The sequence below is a fragment of the Pseudomonas sp. 05L36 genome (genome assembly GCF_056398125.1).
The window spans coordinates 17,046-34,024 of sequence record NZ_JBFTOU010000041.1; the positions used below are offsets into that span (position 1 = coordinate 17,046).

Consider the following 16,979-nt stretch of genomic DNA (forward strand, 5'->3'; position numbering starts at 1 on the left):
TTTCCCGTCTTTTTATGATGAGTTAGCGAGTCTGATGAGCATTGACGAATTGTCGGCAACGCTCGCTGCGTGGGTGTACGAACACTTCGTCCGGCGAACCGGTTTCCTCGATCAGCCCTTGATGCAAAAAAGCGACTTTGGAAGAGACATCGCGTGCGAAGGCCATTTCATGGGTCACCAGGATCATGGTCCGGCCTTCTTCGGCGAGGGAGCGGATCACCCGCAGCACTTCCCCGACCAGTTCCGGGTCGAGTGCCGAGGTGGGTTCATCGAACAGCATGACCTTGGGCCGCATGGCCAGGGCCCGGGCGATGGCCACCCGTTGTTGCTGCCCCCCGGAGAGAAACGCCGGGTACTCGTTGCGCTTGGCCGCAAGGCCGACGCGTTCGAGCAGGGCTTCGGCGCGCTCGGTCGCCTCCGCACGGCTTTCACGCAGGACCTGGGTCGGCGCTTCGATGAGGTTTTCCAGCACCGTGCGATGGGGCCAGAGGTTGAAGTTCTGGAACACCATGCCCAGGCTCGACCTTATGCGCACAAGCTGTTTGGCGTCCGACACCAGCGGTGCGCCGGGGCGATTCTGGTTAAGGTGAATGCTTTCGCCATCGACCAGGATGCGTCCCTGGTCCGGCACTTCGAGCATGTTGATGCAGCGCAGCAAGGTGCTTTTTCCCGAGCCGCTGGCACCGATCAGAGAAATCACGTCGCCCTCGCGGGCGGTCAGGGAAACGCCCTTGAGCACTTCGATATTGCCGAAGCGTTTGTGCAGGCCATCGACCTCGATCATGGTCCTGGCAGCGACCGGTTCGGCGGCTGCGGTACTGGTCACCGTGCCGATCACCGGCCTCGGCGCTTCGCCCATGAGCACTCCGACAAAATCGCGAATACGCTGACAAGCCTGGGCCAGGCGCTCGTCACTCAGGGTGAACGAAAGCCGCACAAAACCCTGGGCCGGCTCACCGAATGCCGCCGCATCAAGCACCGAGACACCGGCTTCGCGCAGCAGGCGCCAGGCGAATTCCAGCGAGGTCAGGCCGGTGCCTCGCACGTCCACCAGCACGAACATGCCGGCGTCGGGGTTGAGCACGCTGATGCCCGGGCAATCGGCCAGGCCGGACACCACCAGATCGCGGCGCCGGCGATAGATCTCGCGCATGCCGTGGGTGACTTCATCAAAGGACTGCACGGCCTTGAGCGCCGCTTCCATGACAAACCCGGGCAAGCCGTACAGCATGCTCAGCACCAGGGTTTCGACATGATTGACCAGGGCTTCATGGGCCACTACCCATCCAATGCGCCAACCGGTCATGGCATGGGATTTGGACAGGCTGCCGATCACCACGCAGCGCTCGGCCATGCCCGGCAACGCCGCCAGGCTCAGGTGTTCACGCTCGTAGGCGAGGCTCTCGTAGACCTCGTCCACCACCACCCACAGGTCATGGGCGATGGCGAGGTCGGCGATGGCTTGCAGCTCTTCGCGGCCCAGCACCACGCCGGTGGGGTTGTTCGGGTTGGAGAAGAAAATCGCCCGGGTGCGCGGGGTAATGGCCTTGGCCAAGACGGCGGCATCGAGGCGGAAACCCGAGTCCGCGGCACAGGGTACCCGCACCAGCGTGGCGCCGGACGCCTTGAGCGTGGCTTCGTAGGTGACGTACATCGGATCGAAGGCAATCACTTCGTCGCCGGCACCGAGCAGGCACATCGAGGTGGCGAACAAGGCGTTCTGCGCACCTGCCGTGAGAATGATGTTCGACGCCAGCAGTTCGCGGTCGATCAGTTGGCTGTAGCGGCCGGCGATGGCCTCGCGCAAGGCCTGGCGACCGGCGATTTCGGTGTAGTGGGTATCCCCTTCACGCAAGGCGTGGATGGCAGCGTCGGTGATGAAATCAGGGGTGGGGAAATCCGGGTCGCCGACGCTGAGGATGATCACGTCCTCGCCTTTGCGCTGTGCTGCGCTGGCCGCGTAGTGAATATCCCAGGCGGCAACGCCTTGGCCACTGATCCGCTCTACAAAGGGTGAAAACCGCATGCCAGTGCCTCGTTCGAATTGAAGAAACGCAAGCCCGCAACCAGCCGGGGGAAGGTGGCCCCCAACATAGTCGAGACTGAACACTCGTTCAACAGAAAACTCGCAAGGCTTCGCGTTCAGCGCAAACAGGTCGTTTTCACGACAGCCGCGCCGTTTTTCAGCACTGCGCAATCAAGCGACGTGAAGCGATTTTGCTGACCGCGCCAATCACCAGCGCAATGACGATCAATCCGGCGGCGACGGCGAACGTCAGCCGCATCCCCTGTGCGATGGCCTCAGGTTGCGCCTGCAAAATATCGTGGCTGGCCGAGCCGAAGGCGAACACTGCCCCCATGACCGAGGCGCCCGTGATCAACCCGAGATTGCGCGACAACCCGAGCAAACCGGAAACCACACCACGCTGCTGCGCCTCAATTTCCAGCATGACGGCGGTATTGTTGGCCGCCTGGAACAGCGCATAACCGGCGGTAATGACAGCCAGCGGCACGATGTAGCCGGGCACACCGAACGCCATCGGCAAGGCCGGCAGGATGCAAGCGCCGGTCAACATGGCGATCAATCCAATCGTGCTGGCTCGATACGTGCCCAGACGATCGACCCATCGGCCCGCCGGTACGCCTGCCAGTGCGACCACCAGCGGCCCCGTCGACATTGCCAACCCAACGCTCGCTGCATTCAACGTCAGTGCGCCAGTGAGGTAAAACGGCCCTACCACCATGGTCGCCATGACCACGGTGGTCACCAGCATGCTCATGACGAATCCTGCGCTCATCTGCCAGTTACGGAACATCGCCAATCGAACCAGAGGCGACTCGGCTGTGTGCTCGACGAATACAAACACGCACAGCCCAAGAACTGTCACCAGCAACAGCGTCATGTTCAGCGGCCCCAGGGTGCCACGCCCAATGGTCATCGCCAGTGCATAAGCCAGCAGTGTCAGAACCAGCACCAGCGTGCCGAGCACATCGAAGCCCGCTCGATCCGCCCTCTTCTCACTGCGATCGTTGGGCAAAAAGTAGAGCGCGAGCCCAATCGCCAAAACACCCAACGGCACATTGATCAGAAAAATTGCCTGCCACCCCGGATTGGCAATCAAAAAACCTCCAAGGGTCGGGCCGAGTGAGGTGCCAATCGCTGACATCGTGCCGAGCACGCCCATCGCACTGCCCATTTTTTCCTTGGGAACGGCCCCGCCCACTAGCGCCATGGTCAGCGCCATCATGATGGCCGCACCGACGCCCTGCAGCGCCCGAGCGGCAATCAATAACCAGAGATGAGGGGCCAGCGCGCACAGGATCGAAGCGACGGTAAACACGCAAATCCCGATCAACAACAAACGTCGGCGGCCAATGATGTCGCCAAGTCTTCCGACACTGACGATCAGCGCCGTGATCGCCAGCAGGTAAGCGAGCACCACCCATTGCACTTGCTGAAAGGAGGCTGAGAACGCCTCGGCCAGGGTCGGCAATCCAACGATGGCAATGCTGGTGCCCAGGGACGACAGCAGCATGGATAACGACAGGCTGGCCAAGGCTCCCCGAATCGATATGGACTTCATTTTCTCGCGACTCCGCAAATAGGTTGTCCAGAGCCTAAGCCCGGCCATAACATGGCGGAAGACGCAGTATTTGCACTATATACGTGCACAAGACGCCACATGTTAAAAAACCTGTAGGAGCGAGCCTGCTCGCGAAGAGGGTGTGTCAGACAACATCATTTTTAATGTGCCACCTTCGCGAGCAAGCTCGCTCCTACAGGAATTGATTCGATGCCCGACCTGAATCTGTTGATCACCCTGAACGTGTTGCTGGAGGAAGGCAGCGTGGCCCGCGCCGCGCAGCGTTTGCACCTGAGCCCGTCAGCCATGAGCCGGGCGCTGGCGCGATTGCGCGAAACCACGGGCGATCCGCTGCTGGTGCGGGCCGGGCGCGGACTGGTTCCCACGCCTCGGGCGCTGGAGTTGCGTGAACGCGTCGGCGTGCTCGTGCAGGACGCCGAAGCCGTCCTGCGCCCTGCCGAGGCACTCGACCTGAATCAACTGACCCGTACCTTCGCCCTGCGCACCAGCGACGGCTTCGTGGAAAATTTCGGACCGCAACTGATCGCCCGCATCAACGAAGAAGCGCCCGGAGTCCGCTTGAGTTTCGTGCAGAAGCTGAACAAGGACAGCACCCTGCTGCGCGAAGGTTCGGTGGATCTGGAAACCGGTGTGATCGGCGAATCGACCAGCCCGGAAGTGCGGACCCGGATGCTGTTTCGCGATCGGTTCATTGGCGTCGTGCGCGAGGGTCATCCACTGGCTCAAGGTGAGATGACACCTGTTCGTTATGCAAGCGCCCGGCACATTCTGGTCTCGCGCCGGGGCCACGAAAAAGGCGTCATGGATGACGCCTTGAATGAGCTGGGACTGAAGCGGGACATCATCACCATCGTCGCCGGTTTCTCCTCTGCGATTGCATTGGCGCGGGCTTCAGAACTGGTGGCCAGCGTACCGGAGCGGCACGTCGGCAACCTGTGCCAGGGGATGCACTGCTTTGCCTTGCCCTTCCCCACGCCCCCCATCACGGTTTCAATGCTGTGGCACCCGCGCATGGACGCCGACCCGGCGCATCGCTGGTTGCGCGGTTGTGTGTGGGAGGTTTGCAGCCGGCAATGACCCGGTGGCCCTCGCCTACTCCTTCAGGATCAGCAACGCTTCGCCTTTCTTCACGATGTAGGTCGCCAGTTCCGAGGCCTTGTCCTGGCCCACGTTCTTCGCCACATGCGCAACGCCTTCAGGGATGTACAACGAGTCACCGGCCTTGAGCGTCACCGGTGCCCGCCCTTCCAGTTGATATTCAAAGGTGCCGCTGATCACGTGCGCCACCTCGACACCGGGGTGAGCATGTTTGGGCGATGTCACGCCCGGATCGAAGTCCACGAGCACCTGGAGGACTTCGCGATCGGCGGTGCCCAGGTCTTCGCGTACCAGGTCGGTGCGGTGCAGGCCCTGCTGCCAGCTTTTCATCGCCGGGGCCGGTTGTGTTTCCTGGGCTTGAGCAAGGCTCGCTACAGTAGCGAGCCCTGCGGCGGCCAGGATGAGGCCAAGCCTGCCGAGGGTGTGACGGGTGTGGGTACGCAACATTGTCCTTCCTCCAGTTGAACCACGCCAGGCCGCGCCGAAAGTGACGCTGCCGGTGATTCCATTTGGAGGCCTCCGTGTATCGCCCAGGTGTCGGGAAACGCCGGTTTTGTATGCCCGGGTAACGGCGGGCGTTGCCGATACCTGCGGATACAAACCCGCAACTGCGGGCACGTCGTTGGTCAACGCCTTCGCCCATCCGCACGAGTGTGTTTTGCCACCGTGCATGGCGGGACGTTCCCGGCCACCTCGGACAGTCGTTTTACCTCGGTGGGCATGACCGCCATCGAGCGTTTCCTGCGCCCGGTGGCTTATCAGGGTTTTCCTGATGCCCTACTGCCGGAGCCGCTGCGCGAGGGCAATCCGTTGGGGTTGCCGCGTCTTGTGGATGGTATGTGTAAAACCATTGCGTAACCTGTAGGAGCGAGCTTGCTCGCGATGGACTCAAGAGCGCCGCGCTTAACCAGCAAGCACGTGTTTTCGTTAACGACCATCGCGAGCAAGCTCGCTCCTACAACAACGGGTTAGTCAGTTGTTTTTCGCGAGCCGGGTTTCACCGCTGTCCCAACCGCCGCCCAGGGATTTGTAGATCGCCACAATGGCGCGGTACTGATCGGTTTCACCCAGTGCCTGGGCATCCTCGGCATTCAACCGCTCGCGTTGTGCGTCCAGCAACACCAGGTAGTCCACCACCCCTTCCTTGTATTGCGTCGCCGCCAGATCGGCCGCGGCGCGACTCGACTCGCTTTGCTTGATCAGCGACAGCAAGCGTTGCTGGCGTTTGCCATAGTCGCTGAACGCGTTTTCCGACTCTTCCAGCGCGAGCAGCACCTGTTGTTCATAGGTCGCCAATGCTCCCTCGGCGTCGGCGTTTGCGCCACGAATGCGCGCCCGCACACTGCCCAGGTCAAACGCGGCCCAGGTGATACTCGGCCCCAGGCTCCAGGCACGGGCGGCACTGGAACCGATTTGCGAACCACGCCCCGCCGTGAAGCCGAGGAACCCACTCAAGCTCACCCGTGGAAACAGGTCGGCGGTGGCCACGCCGACATCCGCCGTTGACGCCGCCAACCGGCGCTCTGCCGCGAGCACATCCGGGCGCCGATGCAACAGCTCGCCAGGATCGCCAATCGGCAATGCCTTGGCGATGGCCGGCAGGTTCTTTGGACTCAGGTCGATGCTCAGGGTGTCCGGGCGTTCGCCCAGCAGCGTGGCGATGCGGTTCTTGTGGTGCACCTGCTCCGCCTGCAACTGCGGCACGCTCGCCTCGACAGCCGCCAACCGGGCGTCGGCACGCACAACGTCGAGCTCGTTACCCACGCCAGCATCACGCAGGCTCACCGTCACGGCGCGCGATTCGCTTTGGTTCTTCAGGTTGGCCAAGGCGATCTTTTCCCGCAGTTGCGCACCGCGCAGTTGACCATAGGCATCCACCAGCTCGGCGATCATGGTCACCCGCAGTTGGTACAGGTCCGCCGCCGTGGCGTCTTCCCGGGCGTCGCTGGATTCCAGTTCACGCTGGATGCGTCCGAACAGGTCGATCTCCCAGGCCATGTCCAGGCCCAGGTCGTAGCGCTCGGTATTGACCCGGCTCTCGGTCAGCCCCGGCACCTGCGACTTGCCCTGCTGGCTGCTGATCCGGCTGGTGACCACCGGCAGATTGTCGTTGCTGACGTCATCGCGGATGGCCCGGGCGGCTTTCCAGCGGGCGAAGGCCACGCGCAGATCGCGGTTGCCGTTGAGCGCTTTGCCGACCAGCTGATTCAGCGTGGGGTCGTCGAATTGCTGCCACCACACCGTTTCGAATCGCGTTTGATCGTAGTTGGCTCCTTGTGCCGAGACGACATGGGCAGGCGCCGTGTCGGGGGTCTTGTAATCCGGCCCCACGGTGCAGGCGGCCAATGCCGTGACGAGAAGGCTGGGAAGGAAGAGCTTGAAAGCATTCATCAGTGTGCCTCCGAATCAATAACGTTGAGCGCGTGAACCCGGGCCGCCTTGCGCGCGGTTTTACGTTCGATGTAGCGACGAATCAGGACGAAGAACACCGGCGTCAGCAGCAACCCGAAGAAGGTCACCCCGAGCATCCCGGAGAACACGGCAACCCCCATGGCCCGGCGCATTTCCGAACCGGCCCCGGTGGAAGTCACCAGCGGGATGACCCCCATGATGAACGCGAACGAGGTCATCAGGATCGGCCGCAGACGCATGCGGCAAGCCTCCAGTACAGCGTCCAGCGGCGACAGGCCCTGGTCCTGTTTGTCCTTGGCGAACTCGACGATCAGGATCGCGTTCTTGCAGGCCAGGCCCACCAGCACGATCAAGCCGATCTGGGTGAAGATGTTGTTGTCGCCCCTGGAGATGATCACCCCGGCAATCGCCGACAGCAGGGTCATCGGTACGATCAGGATCACCGCCAGCGGCAGGCTCCAGCTTTCATACAGCGCAGCCAGTACCAGGAACGCCAGCAGGACGCAGAGCGGGAACACCAACAGCGCGGTGTTGCCGGACAGGATCTGTTGGTAGGTCAGGTCAGTCCACTCGTAGGTCATGCCGTTGGGCAGTTCTTCCTTGAGCAGTTTCTCGATCGCTTTTTGCGCCTGGCCGGAGCTGTAGCCGGGGGCTGCACTGCCGTTGATTTCCGCGGTGACGAACCCGTTGTAGTGCGAGACCCGGTCGGGCCCCGACGTCGGGCTGACCTTGACGAACGTGGCCAGTGGAATCATTTCTCCACGGTCGTTGCGTACCTTCAACTGGCCGATCTGCTCCGGTTCCTGACGGAACTGCTGCTCAGCCTGGACGTTGACCTGATAGGTACGGCCAAAACGGTTGAAGTCGTTGGCGTACAGCGATCCGAGGTACACCTGCAAGGTGTCGAAGATGTCGTTGATTGCCACGCCATGGGTCTTGGCTTTTTCGCGGTCGATGGCGGCTTCGACTTGCGGCACGTTGACCGTGTAGCTGGTGAACAGGTTGGCCAGCTCCGGGACACTGCGCCCCTTGCCGATGATGTTCATGGTTTCCTTGTACAGCTCTTCGTAGCCCAGGTTGCCCCGGTCTTCGATCTGCAGGCGGAACCCGCCGATGGTGCCCAGGCCTTGCACAGGTGGCGGCGGGAACACCGCGATGTAGGCATCCTGAATGCCGCCGAACTTGGCATTCAGCGAAGCGGAAATCGCCCCGGCGGACAGGCTTGGGTCTTTGCGCTCATCGAAAGGACGCAAGCCGATGAACGCGATGCCGGCATTCGGGCTGTTGGTGAAACCGTTGATCGACAGGCCGGGAAACGCCACGGCGCTGTCGAAGCCCGGTTCGTTCATGGCGATGGTGCTCATGCGCCGGATCACCGACTCAGTGCGGTCAAGGCTGGCCGCATCGGGCAATTGCGCAAAGGTCACCAGGTACTTCTTGTCCTGGGTCGGCACAAAGCCGGTCGGTGTGGTGCTGAAACCCATGTACGTCATGGCGATCAGGCCAGCGTAAACCAGCAGGGCCACGCTGCTGCCGCGAATGACCCTGGCCACCGCCACCACGTAACCATTGCCGGCCATTTCGAACAGCCGGTTGAAGGGCTTGAACAACCAGCCTGCGAACAGCCGATCCAGCACTTTGGAGAAACGGTCTTTCGGCGCACCGTGGGCCTTGAGCAACACCGCCGCCAATGCCGGCGACAAAGTCAGCGAGTTGAACGCCGAGATCACCGTGGAGATGGCGATGGTCAGGGCGAACTGCTTGTAGAACTGCCCGGTCAAGCCGGAAATGAAAGCGGCCGGCACGAAGACCGCACACAGCACCAAAGCCGTGGCGATGATCGGCCCGGTCACCTCGCCCATGGCCTTTTGGGTAGCCTCGGCCGGTTCAAGTCCCGACTCGATGTTTCGCTCGACGTTCTCCACCACCACGATAGCGTCATCGACCACGATGCCGATGGCCAGCACCAGACCGAACAGCGACAGCGCATTGAGCGAGAACCCGAGCAAATGCATCACGGCGAAGGTCCCGATCAGCGATACCGGCACGGCGACCAGCGGAATGATTGAGGCGCGCCAGGTTTGCAGGAACAGGATCACCACCAGCACCACGAGGATCAGCGCTTCGAACAGCGTGTGAACCACCGCTTCAATCGAGCTGCGCACGAAGATGGTCGGGTCATAGACGATCTCGTAGTCCATGCCCTCCGGGAAACTCTTCTTCAGCTCGGCCATCTTCGCCCGCACCTGGTCGGACACGTCGATCGCGTTCGAACCCGGGCGCTGGAAGATCGGCATCGCCACCGCTTCCTGGTTATTGAGCAGAGCGCGCAGTGCGTATTGGTTGGAGCCGAGTTCAATCCGGGCAATGTCCTTGAGGCGGGTGATCTCGCCATCCGCACCACTGCGTACGATCACGTTCTCGAATTCTTCTTCGGTGACCAGGCGTCCCTGGGAGTTGATCGACATCTGGAAGCTGGTGGCGTTGGGTGCAGGCGGCGAGCCCAATTGGCCGGCCGCGACCTGACGGTTCTGTTCACGCACCGCATTGACCACATCGGTGGCGGTCAGGTTGCGTGACGCGGTCTTGTTCGGGTCGAGCCAGATGCGCAGTGAATAATCACCGATGCCGAACATCTTCACGTCACCGATGCCGTCCAGCCGCGACAGCTCGTCCTTGACGTTGAGGATCGCGTAGTTGGACAGGTAGAGCATGTCGTAGCGCTTGTCCGGCGACACCAGGTGCACCAGCAGCGTCAGCTCGGGCGACGCCTTGTCGACGGTAATGCCGATGCGCGTCACCTCCTCCGGCAGCTTGGGTTCGGTACGGGTCACGCGGTTCTGCACCTGCACCTGAGCGTTGTCCAGGTCGGTGCCCAGGGCGAAAGTCACGGTGAGCGTGAGCCGGCCATCCGCCGTGGACTGCGAAGACATGTACAACATATTCTCGACGCCGGTGATGGCTTGTTCGAGGGGGGCAGCCACGGTTTCGCCGATGACCTTGGGGTTGGCGCCCGGGTAGTTGGCATGGACCACCACAGTGGGTGGCACCACTTCCGGGTATTCGCCGATCGGCAACCGGAACAGCGAAATGCCGCCGGCAATCAGGATCAGCAACGACAGCACTGCGGCGAAGATCGGCCGCGTGATAAAGAACTGGGAGAACTTCATGACGGTGTTCCTTTATCCGCGGGGCGATACGCCAGCGTCGGTTTTCACCAGCGCCGGAGACGGAGCGACGGGCTGATTACCCGCCTCGATGGCCTGCCGCTGGCGGGCCAGGGTGGCGACGGTTTGCGCATCGGCCATCGGTGCGTCCTGAGGCGCGACCACCGCGCCGGGACGAACCCGCTGCAGACCGTTGATGACGATGCGGTCTTCCTTCTGCAAACCGCTGCGCACGATGCGCAAGCCTTCGAGCTTCGGCCCAAGGTCGACGCTGCGGTACACGGCCTTGTTGTCCTGGTCGATCACCAGCACGAACTTCTTGCCCAGGTCAGTGCCCACTGCCTCGTCCTTGATCAGCAGGCCGGCATAGGCCGCGCTGCCCACCAGTTTCAATCGGGCGTACAGCCCCGGGGTGTATTGGCCGTCGGCGTTGTCGAACACCGCACGGCCACGGATGGTGCCGGTCTTGGGATTGACCTGGTTGTCGACGAAGTTCATCTGCCCCAGGTGGCTATTGCCCTCCTCGTTCGACAAACCCATGTACACCGGCGTGGATTGACTGCGCCGGCCTTGACGGGAGAGCTGGCCGTACTTGAGGAACAGACGCTCGTCGGCATCGAAATAGGCGTAGACCTTGTCGGTGGAGACCACGCTGGTCAGGGCCGATGTGTCGGCGGTGACGATGTTGCCGGCGGTGATTTCGGCACGACTGACCCGGCCGCTGATCGGCGCGGTGACACGGGTGAAGCTCAGGTTCAGGCGTGCCAGATCGAGTTGCGCCTGCACGGCATCGACGGCGGCGCGGGCTTCCTGGGCGGTGGTGGTGCGCGTGTCGGCCAGTTCAGCGGAGATCGCATTGCTGCTCAACAGGCGCTGGCCGCGTTGCGCTTCATTGCCAGCTCGAACCAGCGTGGCGCGAGCTTGTTGCAATTGCGCTTCGAGGCGGTGTACTTCGTGTTCGAACGGCCGTGGATCGATCTGGAACAGCAAATCCCCTTTCTTCACCGACTCGCCATCGGTGAAGGCAACACGATCGATCTGCCCCGACACCCGCGGTCGAACCACGACGGTTTCCGGCGCTTCCAGACGGGCGGTGACTTCATCCCATTCAGTGATAGGTTGCTCGAGCACTTTCGCGACCGTGACAGGCGGCGCACCCGGAGCCTGGGCGGCATCGGGGGCGTGGCCGCAAGCAGTGAGGGTCGCCAACGCCAATGCAGCAAGGGGGTAACGCAAAGGTTTGAGTGACTGTTCCATGGGGGGTGTCCGCCTGACGGGTTAGGGGTTGGAGAATTCTCGGCCGCGCAGGGGGCTGCGACGAATTGAACGGAGTGAACTTGGCTATCATCATTAATGATGACCGTCATGTTTAAGGGCAAAAAAAATGAATGCTCAGATCAAGCCTCTGAATCAACAGGGTTTTTATTGGAAGCCGTCAGACTGACGACAGCGCAGATACAGTCCAATGCGGGCCCAAGGGTTTGCGCTACCTGCAAGGCCCGGGCGGTCGGTTCCATTTTGTGGCCAATGCGTTTAAACAGAGGGTCGTTGAACAGTGTGCGCAGACGCCCCAATGCACCGCTGACCGCCGGCTGGCCCAGGGAAAGTCTTTCTGCGGCCCGTGTGACGTTGCGCTCCTGAATGAGCGCCTCGAAAATCACCAGCAGATTGAGGTCGATACTGCGCAGATCATGACGTTTCATGGGGCGGCACCCTGTGAGGTGTTCTGACTTGAGCCACGGGCTCGTCGGCCTGCAAAACCATTGCCGCGAATTTATATTATGATCATCATCAATACCAGCCCCTCAGCAAAAAATTGCCAAGGCGCTCATCGGATGACAGGACCCCACTCATGAAAGTGACGAAAGACCAGGCAGCAGCCAACAAGGAAGCGATCCTCGGCGCAGCCTCGAAGATGTACCGGGAAAGAGGCATCGACGGCATCGGTATCGGCGAGCTGTCCCGTTCGGTGGGCCTGACCCATGGCGGCTTTTACGGTCAGTTCCCCGGTGGCAAGGAGCAGTTGGCGTCAGAGGCGGTCAGCCGCACGTTCGAAACCAACATCGAAGACTGGCGAGCGGCGAAATCCATCCCCGAACTGCTCAAGGGTTACCTGACCCAGAGTCACCTGAGCAACTGGACCGAAGGCTGCCCGATCCCTGCCCTGGGGGCCGATGTCGCGCGCAATGGCGGTGCTGTCAGCCACTCGTTCACCCAAGGCGTGCAGACCCTGATCGAAACGCTGCTGCCATTGGTCGACGGCGAAACCGATGATGAAAAGCACCAGGAAGCCTTGCGCATCCTGTCATCGATTACCGGGGCCATATTGATCGCCAGAGCCCTGGACAACCCTCGATTGTCGGAGCAGTTCCTGCAATCGGTGATCGATGCCTGGTCTGTCAGCGACGAAAAAACAGTAGAAGGGCTTGCCGCGACCTGATCCAGACAGGTCGCGGCAAGTTCAGGCTTTTTGACTACGCCAGATCGAATCGATCCAGGTTCATCACTTTGGTCCACGCAGCGACGAAGTCCTTGACGAACTGCTGCTGCGCATCGGCGCAGGCATAGAATTCGGCCAAGGCACGCAACTGCGCATTGGAACCGAAGACCAGGTCAACCCGCGTCCCCGTCCACTTCACTGCACCGGTCTTGCGATCGCGCCCTTCATACTCTTGCCGGGCATCCGACACGGGCTTCCACTCCACGCCCATATCCAGCAGGTTGGTGAAGAAGTCATTGGTCAAGGCTTCCGGCCGTGAGGTGAGGACACCGTGTTTGCTCTGGCCGACATTGGTGTTCAACACCCGCAGCCCACCCAGCAATACCGTCATTTCCGGCGCACTGAGCGTCAGCAGTTGCGCCTTGTCGATCAGCAGTTTTTCGGCCGGCACACGGTACTGTTGCTTCAGGTAATTACGGAAGCCGTCGGCAATCGGTTCAAGGAATCCGAAGGATTCGACGTCGGTCTGTTCCTGGCTGGCGTCCATGCGCCCTGGGGTGAAAGGCACCGTCACACTTTGGCCGGCATTTTTCGCGGCCTGCTCCACGCCCACGCCACCGGCGAGCACGATCAGGTCGGCCAGGGAGATTTTCTTGCCGCCACTGTTGAACTCGCCCTGGATGCTTTCGAGTTTTGCCAGCACACGGGCCAGTTGTTCTGGCTGGTTGGACTCCCAGGACTTCTGCGGTGCCAGGCGCAGACGCCCGCCGTTGGCGCCGCCGCGTTTGTCGGAGCCACGGAAAGAGGAAGCCGCCGCCCACGCCGTCGATACCAGTTGCGAGACTGACAGCCCCGAGGCGGCAATTTTGCCCTTGAGTGCGGCCACATCACTGTCGTTGACCAGTGGATGGTCGACGGCAGGGATCGGGTCTTGCCACAGCAGCTCTTCGTTCGGCATTTCCGGGCCGAGGTAGCGTGAGAGCGGCCCCATGTCACGGTGAATCAGCTTGTACCAGGCACGGGCGAAGGCGTCGGCCAACTGGTCTGGATTGGCCAGGAAGCGCCGGGAAATCGGTTCATAGATCGGGTCGAAGCGTAGCGACAGGTCCGTGGTCAGCATCGTCGGATCACGCCGTCTGGACGGATCATGGGCATCTGGAATGGTGCCGGCACCAGCGCCGTTTTTCGGCTTCCACTGGTTTGCCCCCGCCGGGCTCTTGGACAGTTCCCATTCGTAACCGAACAGGTTTTCCAGGTAGTTGTTGCTCCACCGGGTTGGCGTGGTCGTCCAGGTCACTTCCAGGCCGCTGGAGATAGTGTCGCCACCTTTACCGGTACCGAACGTGCTCTTCCAGCCCAGGCCCTGCAGTTCGAGACCAGCGGCTTCGGGCTCAGGTCCGACATGGTCGACAGGGCCGGCACCGTGGGTTTTACCGAAGGCGTGACCGCCCGCGATCAGCGCGACGGTTTCCTCGTCGTTCATGGCCATGCGCGCAAAGGTTTCACGGATGTCCTTCCCGGCGGCGACAGGATCGGAGTTGCCTTCAGGGCCTTCGGGGTTTACGTAGATCAGGCCCATCTGCACGGCGGCGAGTGGGTTTTCCAGATTGCGCTCTGCGGGAGCTTGCCCGGCATCTTTGCCATATCGCACGTCGCCACCCAGCCACTTGCTTTCCGAGCCCCAGTAGACGTCTTCGTCCGGTTCCCAGACATCCGGGCGGCCACCGGAAAAACCAAAGGTCTTGAAGCCCATGGACTCCAGTGCAACGTTGCCGGTGAGGACGATCAGGTCGGCCCAGGAAATTTTGTTGCCGTACTTTTGCTTGATCGGCCAGAGCAGTCGACGGGCCTTGTCGAGGCTGACGTTGTCCGGCCAGCTGTTGAGCGGTGCAAAGCGTTGCTGGCCGGAGCCGGCGCCGCCCCGGCCGTCACCGGTGCGATAGGTGCCTGCGGCGTGCCAGGACATGCGGATAAAGAAAGGCCCATAGTGACCGAAGTCCGCCGGCCACCAGTCCTGGGAATCGGTCATCAGCGCAGTCAGGTCTTTTTTCAACGCCTGGAAGTCCAGGCTCTTGAAGGCTTCGGCGTAGTTGAAGTCGCCCCCCAACGGGTCTGATTTGGGCGAGTGTTGACTCAAGATCTTCAGGTTCAGTTGGTTCGGCCACCAGTCGCGGTTCGTCGTGCCACCGCCAGCGGCGTTATTAAACGGGCATTTCGATTCAGTTGACATGGCATCTCCTCTTGATTTTGTTTTCAGCTAATCATCCTTAAGCGTGGATCCGGATCACCGATTGAAGAAATAGCTTTTCGGTATGGGATCCATAGCCTTAAGGCTATGACAGCCCAGTGATCAGTCGCTCCAGAACATCCATTAAAGTACCGGTCCGGGAAACTGTCGCTTCATCTTGGGAGATAGCTGATAAACAGTTCAAATCAGCAAGCAAATGCAAGATCATGTACACCTGCCACAATGGATGGGTAGCCTTTGCTGCATGGACGCTGGCGATCGTAAGAATTGTTTGCCGCGAGAGGTTTCGCCATGCTCCTCAAAGCCATTGTCATCTGGTCATTGCTGTCGATCATCGTCGCCGCCGTGTTCTGTCGCCTGATGCATAACGCCAAGGTCGCCGACCGGGCGCTCAAGATCGCCAGGCCGGATCATCAGCCTCATGAACGAAATGCTGGCAATGCTTCCATGCCCCGGGACAAAAGTGGCAGTGACGATTCGGATTACCACGCGGCCTGAGCCATTCAGGGCGTTCCTGCACTCAATAAAAAACCGGCTATTCAGCCGGTTTTTTTATGTCACTCAACAGCACTTCGGTCCGGCTTTACTGCCGTAACGGGCCTCTTGGCGCTCGCGAAAGAACGCTTCGTAGTCCATCACCGGTTTGTCCGGGTGTTTGGTCTGCATATGCTCGACGTAGTTGTCGTAGTCGGGCATGCCGACCATCAGGCGTGCGGCCTGACCGAGGTATTTACCCAGGCGACTCAGGTCATTGAACATGATCAGGCATCCGGCAGCGCGTGGAATGGTGCTTCCTTATCCGTACGCTCCTTGGTGCCCCAGGCGGCAATACCGACCTTGAGCGCAAAGAACAGGATGCTGAACACCACGAACAGGAACAGCGCGGTCAGCGTTGCGTTGGTGTAGGCGTTGAAGATCACGTGCTGCATCTGGTCGATACTCTTGGCCGGGGCCAGCACCTGACCGTTGGCCAGGGCATCGCTGTACTTCTTCGCCAGGGCGAGGAAGCCGATCGCCGGGTTGGCATCGAACAGCTTGATGAAGCCCGCTGTCGTGGTGCAGATCAGCAACCATACCGCCGGCAGCAAGGTGACCCAGACATAACGCTGGCGCTTCATCTTGATCAGCACCACGGTGCCGAGCATCAGCGCGATACCGGCCAGCATCTGGTTGGAGATGCCGAACAGCGGCCACAAGGTGTTGATGCCACCCAATGGATCGATCACACCCTGATACAGCAGATAACCCCACATGGCCACGCAACCGGCGGTAGCGATCAGGTTGGCAGTCCAGGACTCGGTACGGCGCAGGGCCGGCACGAAGGAGCCGAGCAAGTCCTGGAGCATGAAACGCCCGGCACGGGTACCGGCGTCGACTGCGGTCAGGATGAACAATGCTTCAAACAGGATCGCGAAGTGGTACCAGAACGCCATGGTGTTCTCGCCCGGCAACACGTGGTGCAGGATCTGCGCGATCCCCACCGCCAGGGTCGGCGCACCGCCGGCACGGGCCAGGATGGTGGTTTCACCGATGTCATGGGCCACGGCTTGCAGGGCTTCCGGAGTAATGGCAAAACCCCAGCTGCTGACGGTTTGCGCAACGGCAACTGCATCAGCGCCAACCACCGCGGCCGGGCTGTTCATGGCGAAATACACGCCCGGATCGATCACCGAAGCCGCGACCATGGCCATGATGGCCACGAACGATTCCATCAGCATTCCGCCATAACCGATGTAGCGGGCATGACCTTCACTGGCGAGCAGCTTCGGCGTGGTCCCGGAAGCGATCAGCGCGTGGAAACCCGACACCGCGCCACAGGCGATGGTGATGAACAGGAACGGGAACAGCCCGCCCTTCCACACCGGGCCGGTGCCGTCGATGAACTGGGTCAGGGCCGGCATTTTCAGCTCGGGCATGGTGATCAGAATGCCGATGGCCAGGGCGACGATGGTGCCGATTTTCAGGAAGGTCGACAGGTAGTCACGGGGTGCCAGAATCAGCCACACCGG

13 protein-coding genes and 1 pseudogene are annotated in these 16,979 nt (G+C 61.3%); 4 read left to right on the forward strand and 10 right to left on the reverse strand.

What is annotated here, in order from left to right; translation table 11 throughout:
- Nucleotides 1-22: 22 nt before the first annotated feature.
- Together AC1DKH_RS28190 and AC1DKH_RS28195 are read right to left on the reverse strand one after the other, a co-directional pair.
- Nucleotides 23-2,026, reverse strand: coding sequence for an aminotransferase class I/II-fold pyridoxal phosphate-dependent enzyme (locus tag AC1DKH_RS28190; RefSeq protein WP_477799981.1), 2,004 nt, complete (start codon nt 2,024-2,026; stop codon nt 23-25).
- Nucleotides 2,027-2,183: 157 nt separating this feature from the next.
- Nucleotides 2,184-3,584 (reverse strand): MFS transporter, encoded by a 1,401-nt coding sequence (locus tag AC1DKH_RS28195; RefSeq protein ID WP_477799982.1) that lies wholly within the window; start codon nt 3,582-3,584, stop codon nt 2,184-2,186.
- A 210-nt stretch (nt 3,585-3,794) separates the two neighbouring features.
- On the opposite strand from AC1DKH_RS28195, the gene AC1DKH_RS28200 reads away from it, so the two are divergent.
- Nucleotides 3,795-4,682, forward strand: coding sequence for a LysR family transcriptional regulator (locus tag AC1DKH_RS28200; protein WP_477799983.1), 888 nt, complete (start codon nt 3,795-3,797; stop codon nt 4,680-4,682).
- Between the two features lie 15 nt (nt 4,683-4,697).
- Here the strand turns inward: AC1DKH_RS28200 and AC1DKH_RS28205 are convergent, their stop codons facing one another.
- Nucleotides 4,698-5,150 carry a cupin domain-containing protein gene (locus AC1DKH_RS28205; RefSeq protein WP_477760684.1) on the reverse strand — a complete coding sequence of 151 codons (453 nt, stop codon included), beginning with the start codon at nt 5,148-5,150 and terminating at the stop codon, nt 4,698-4,700.
- Between the two features lie 166 nt (nt 5,151-5,316).
- On the opposite strand from AC1DKH_RS28205, the pseudogene AC1DKH_RS28210 reads away from it, so the two are divergent.
- Nucleotides 5,317-5,561: pseudogene (locus tag AC1DKH_RS28210) on the forward strand (aldehyde dehydrogenase (NADP(+))); the annotation flags it as partial.
- A 114-nt stretch (nt 5,562-5,675) separates the two neighbouring features.
- Here the strand turns inward: AC1DKH_RS28210 and AC1DKH_RS28215 are convergent.
- From AC1DKH_RS28215 to AC1DKH_RS28230, 4 genes are all read right to left on the reverse strand, one after another.
- Complete coding sequence (locus AC1DKH_RS28215; protein ID WP_477799984.1) at nt 5,676-7,094, reverse strand: efflux transporter outer membrane subunit; 1,419 nt, start codon at nt 7,092-7,094, stop codon at nt 5,676-5,678.
- Nucleotides 7,094-10,285, reverse strand: a complete 3,192-nt coding sequence (locus AC1DKH_RS28220) for an efflux RND transporter permease subunit (RefSeq protein ID WP_477799985.1) — start codon at nt 10,283-10,285, stop codon at nt 7,094-7,096. Before AC1DKH_RS28220 ends, AC1DKH_RS28215 begins: the two co-directional genes overlap by 1 nt.
- A 12-nt stretch (nt 10,286-10,297) precedes the next feature.
- Complete coding sequence (gene mexE, locus AC1DKH_RS28225; protein ID WP_477799986.1) at nt 10,298-11,539, reverse strand: multidrug efflux RND transporter periplasmic adaptor subunit MexE; 1,242 nt, start codon at nt 11,537-11,539, stop codon at nt 10,298-10,300.
- Between the two features lie 140 nt (nt 11,540-11,679).
- The gene (locus AC1DKH_RS28230) at nt 11,680-11,985 is read right to left on the reverse strand and encodes a LysR family transcriptional regulator (RefSeq protein ID WP_477755154.1); all 306 of its coding nucleotides are present in this window, start codon (nt 11,983-11,985) and stop codon (nt 11,680-11,682) included.
- Nucleotides 11,986-12,134: 149 nt separating this feature from the next.
- On the opposite strand from AC1DKH_RS28230, the gene AC1DKH_RS28235 reads away from it, so the two are divergent.
- Nucleotides 12,135-12,722 (forward strand): TetR/AcrR family transcriptional regulator, encoded by a 588-nt coding sequence (locus tag AC1DKH_RS28235; protein WP_477755155.1) that lies wholly within the window; start codon nt 12,135-12,137, stop codon nt 12,720-12,722.
- 34 nt (nt 12,723-12,756) lie between these two features.
- Here AC1DKH_RS28235 and katG read toward each other — a convergent pair whose 3' ends face one another.
- On the reverse strand, nt 12,757-14,952 hold the full coding sequence (gene katG, locus AC1DKH_RS28240) for a catalase/peroxidase HPI (RefSeq protein ID WP_477760685.1): 2,196 nt from the start codon (nt 14,950-14,952) through the stop codon (nt 12,757-12,759).
- A gap of 309 nt (nt 14,953-15,261) precedes the next feature.
- Between katG and AC1DKH_RS28245 the strand changes: the two genes are divergently transcribed.
- On the forward strand, nt 15,262-15,468 hold the full coding sequence (locus tag AC1DKH_RS28245; protein ID WP_477755157.1) for a hypothetical protein: 207 nt from the start codon (nt 15,262-15,264) through the stop codon (nt 15,466-15,468).
- Between the two features lie 63 nt (nt 15,469-15,531).
- Here the strand turns inward: AC1DKH_RS28245 and AC1DKH_RS28250 are convergent, their stop codons facing one another.
- Together AC1DKH_RS28250 and AC1DKH_RS28255 are read right to left on the reverse strand one after the other, a co-directional pair.
- Nucleotides 15,532-15,729: a YbdD/YjiX family protein gene (locus AC1DKH_RS28250; RefSeq protein ID WP_007976534.1), complete on the reverse strand. Its 198-nt coding sequence runs from the start codon at nt 15,727-15,729 to the stop codon at nt 15,532-15,534.
- 2 nt (nt 15,730-15,731) lie between these two features.
- Nucleotides 15,732-16,979 (reverse strand): carbon starvation CstA family protein (locus AC1DKH_RS28255; RefSeq protein WP_477799987.1); only part of this gene is annotated, 1,248 nt, incomplete at its 5' end.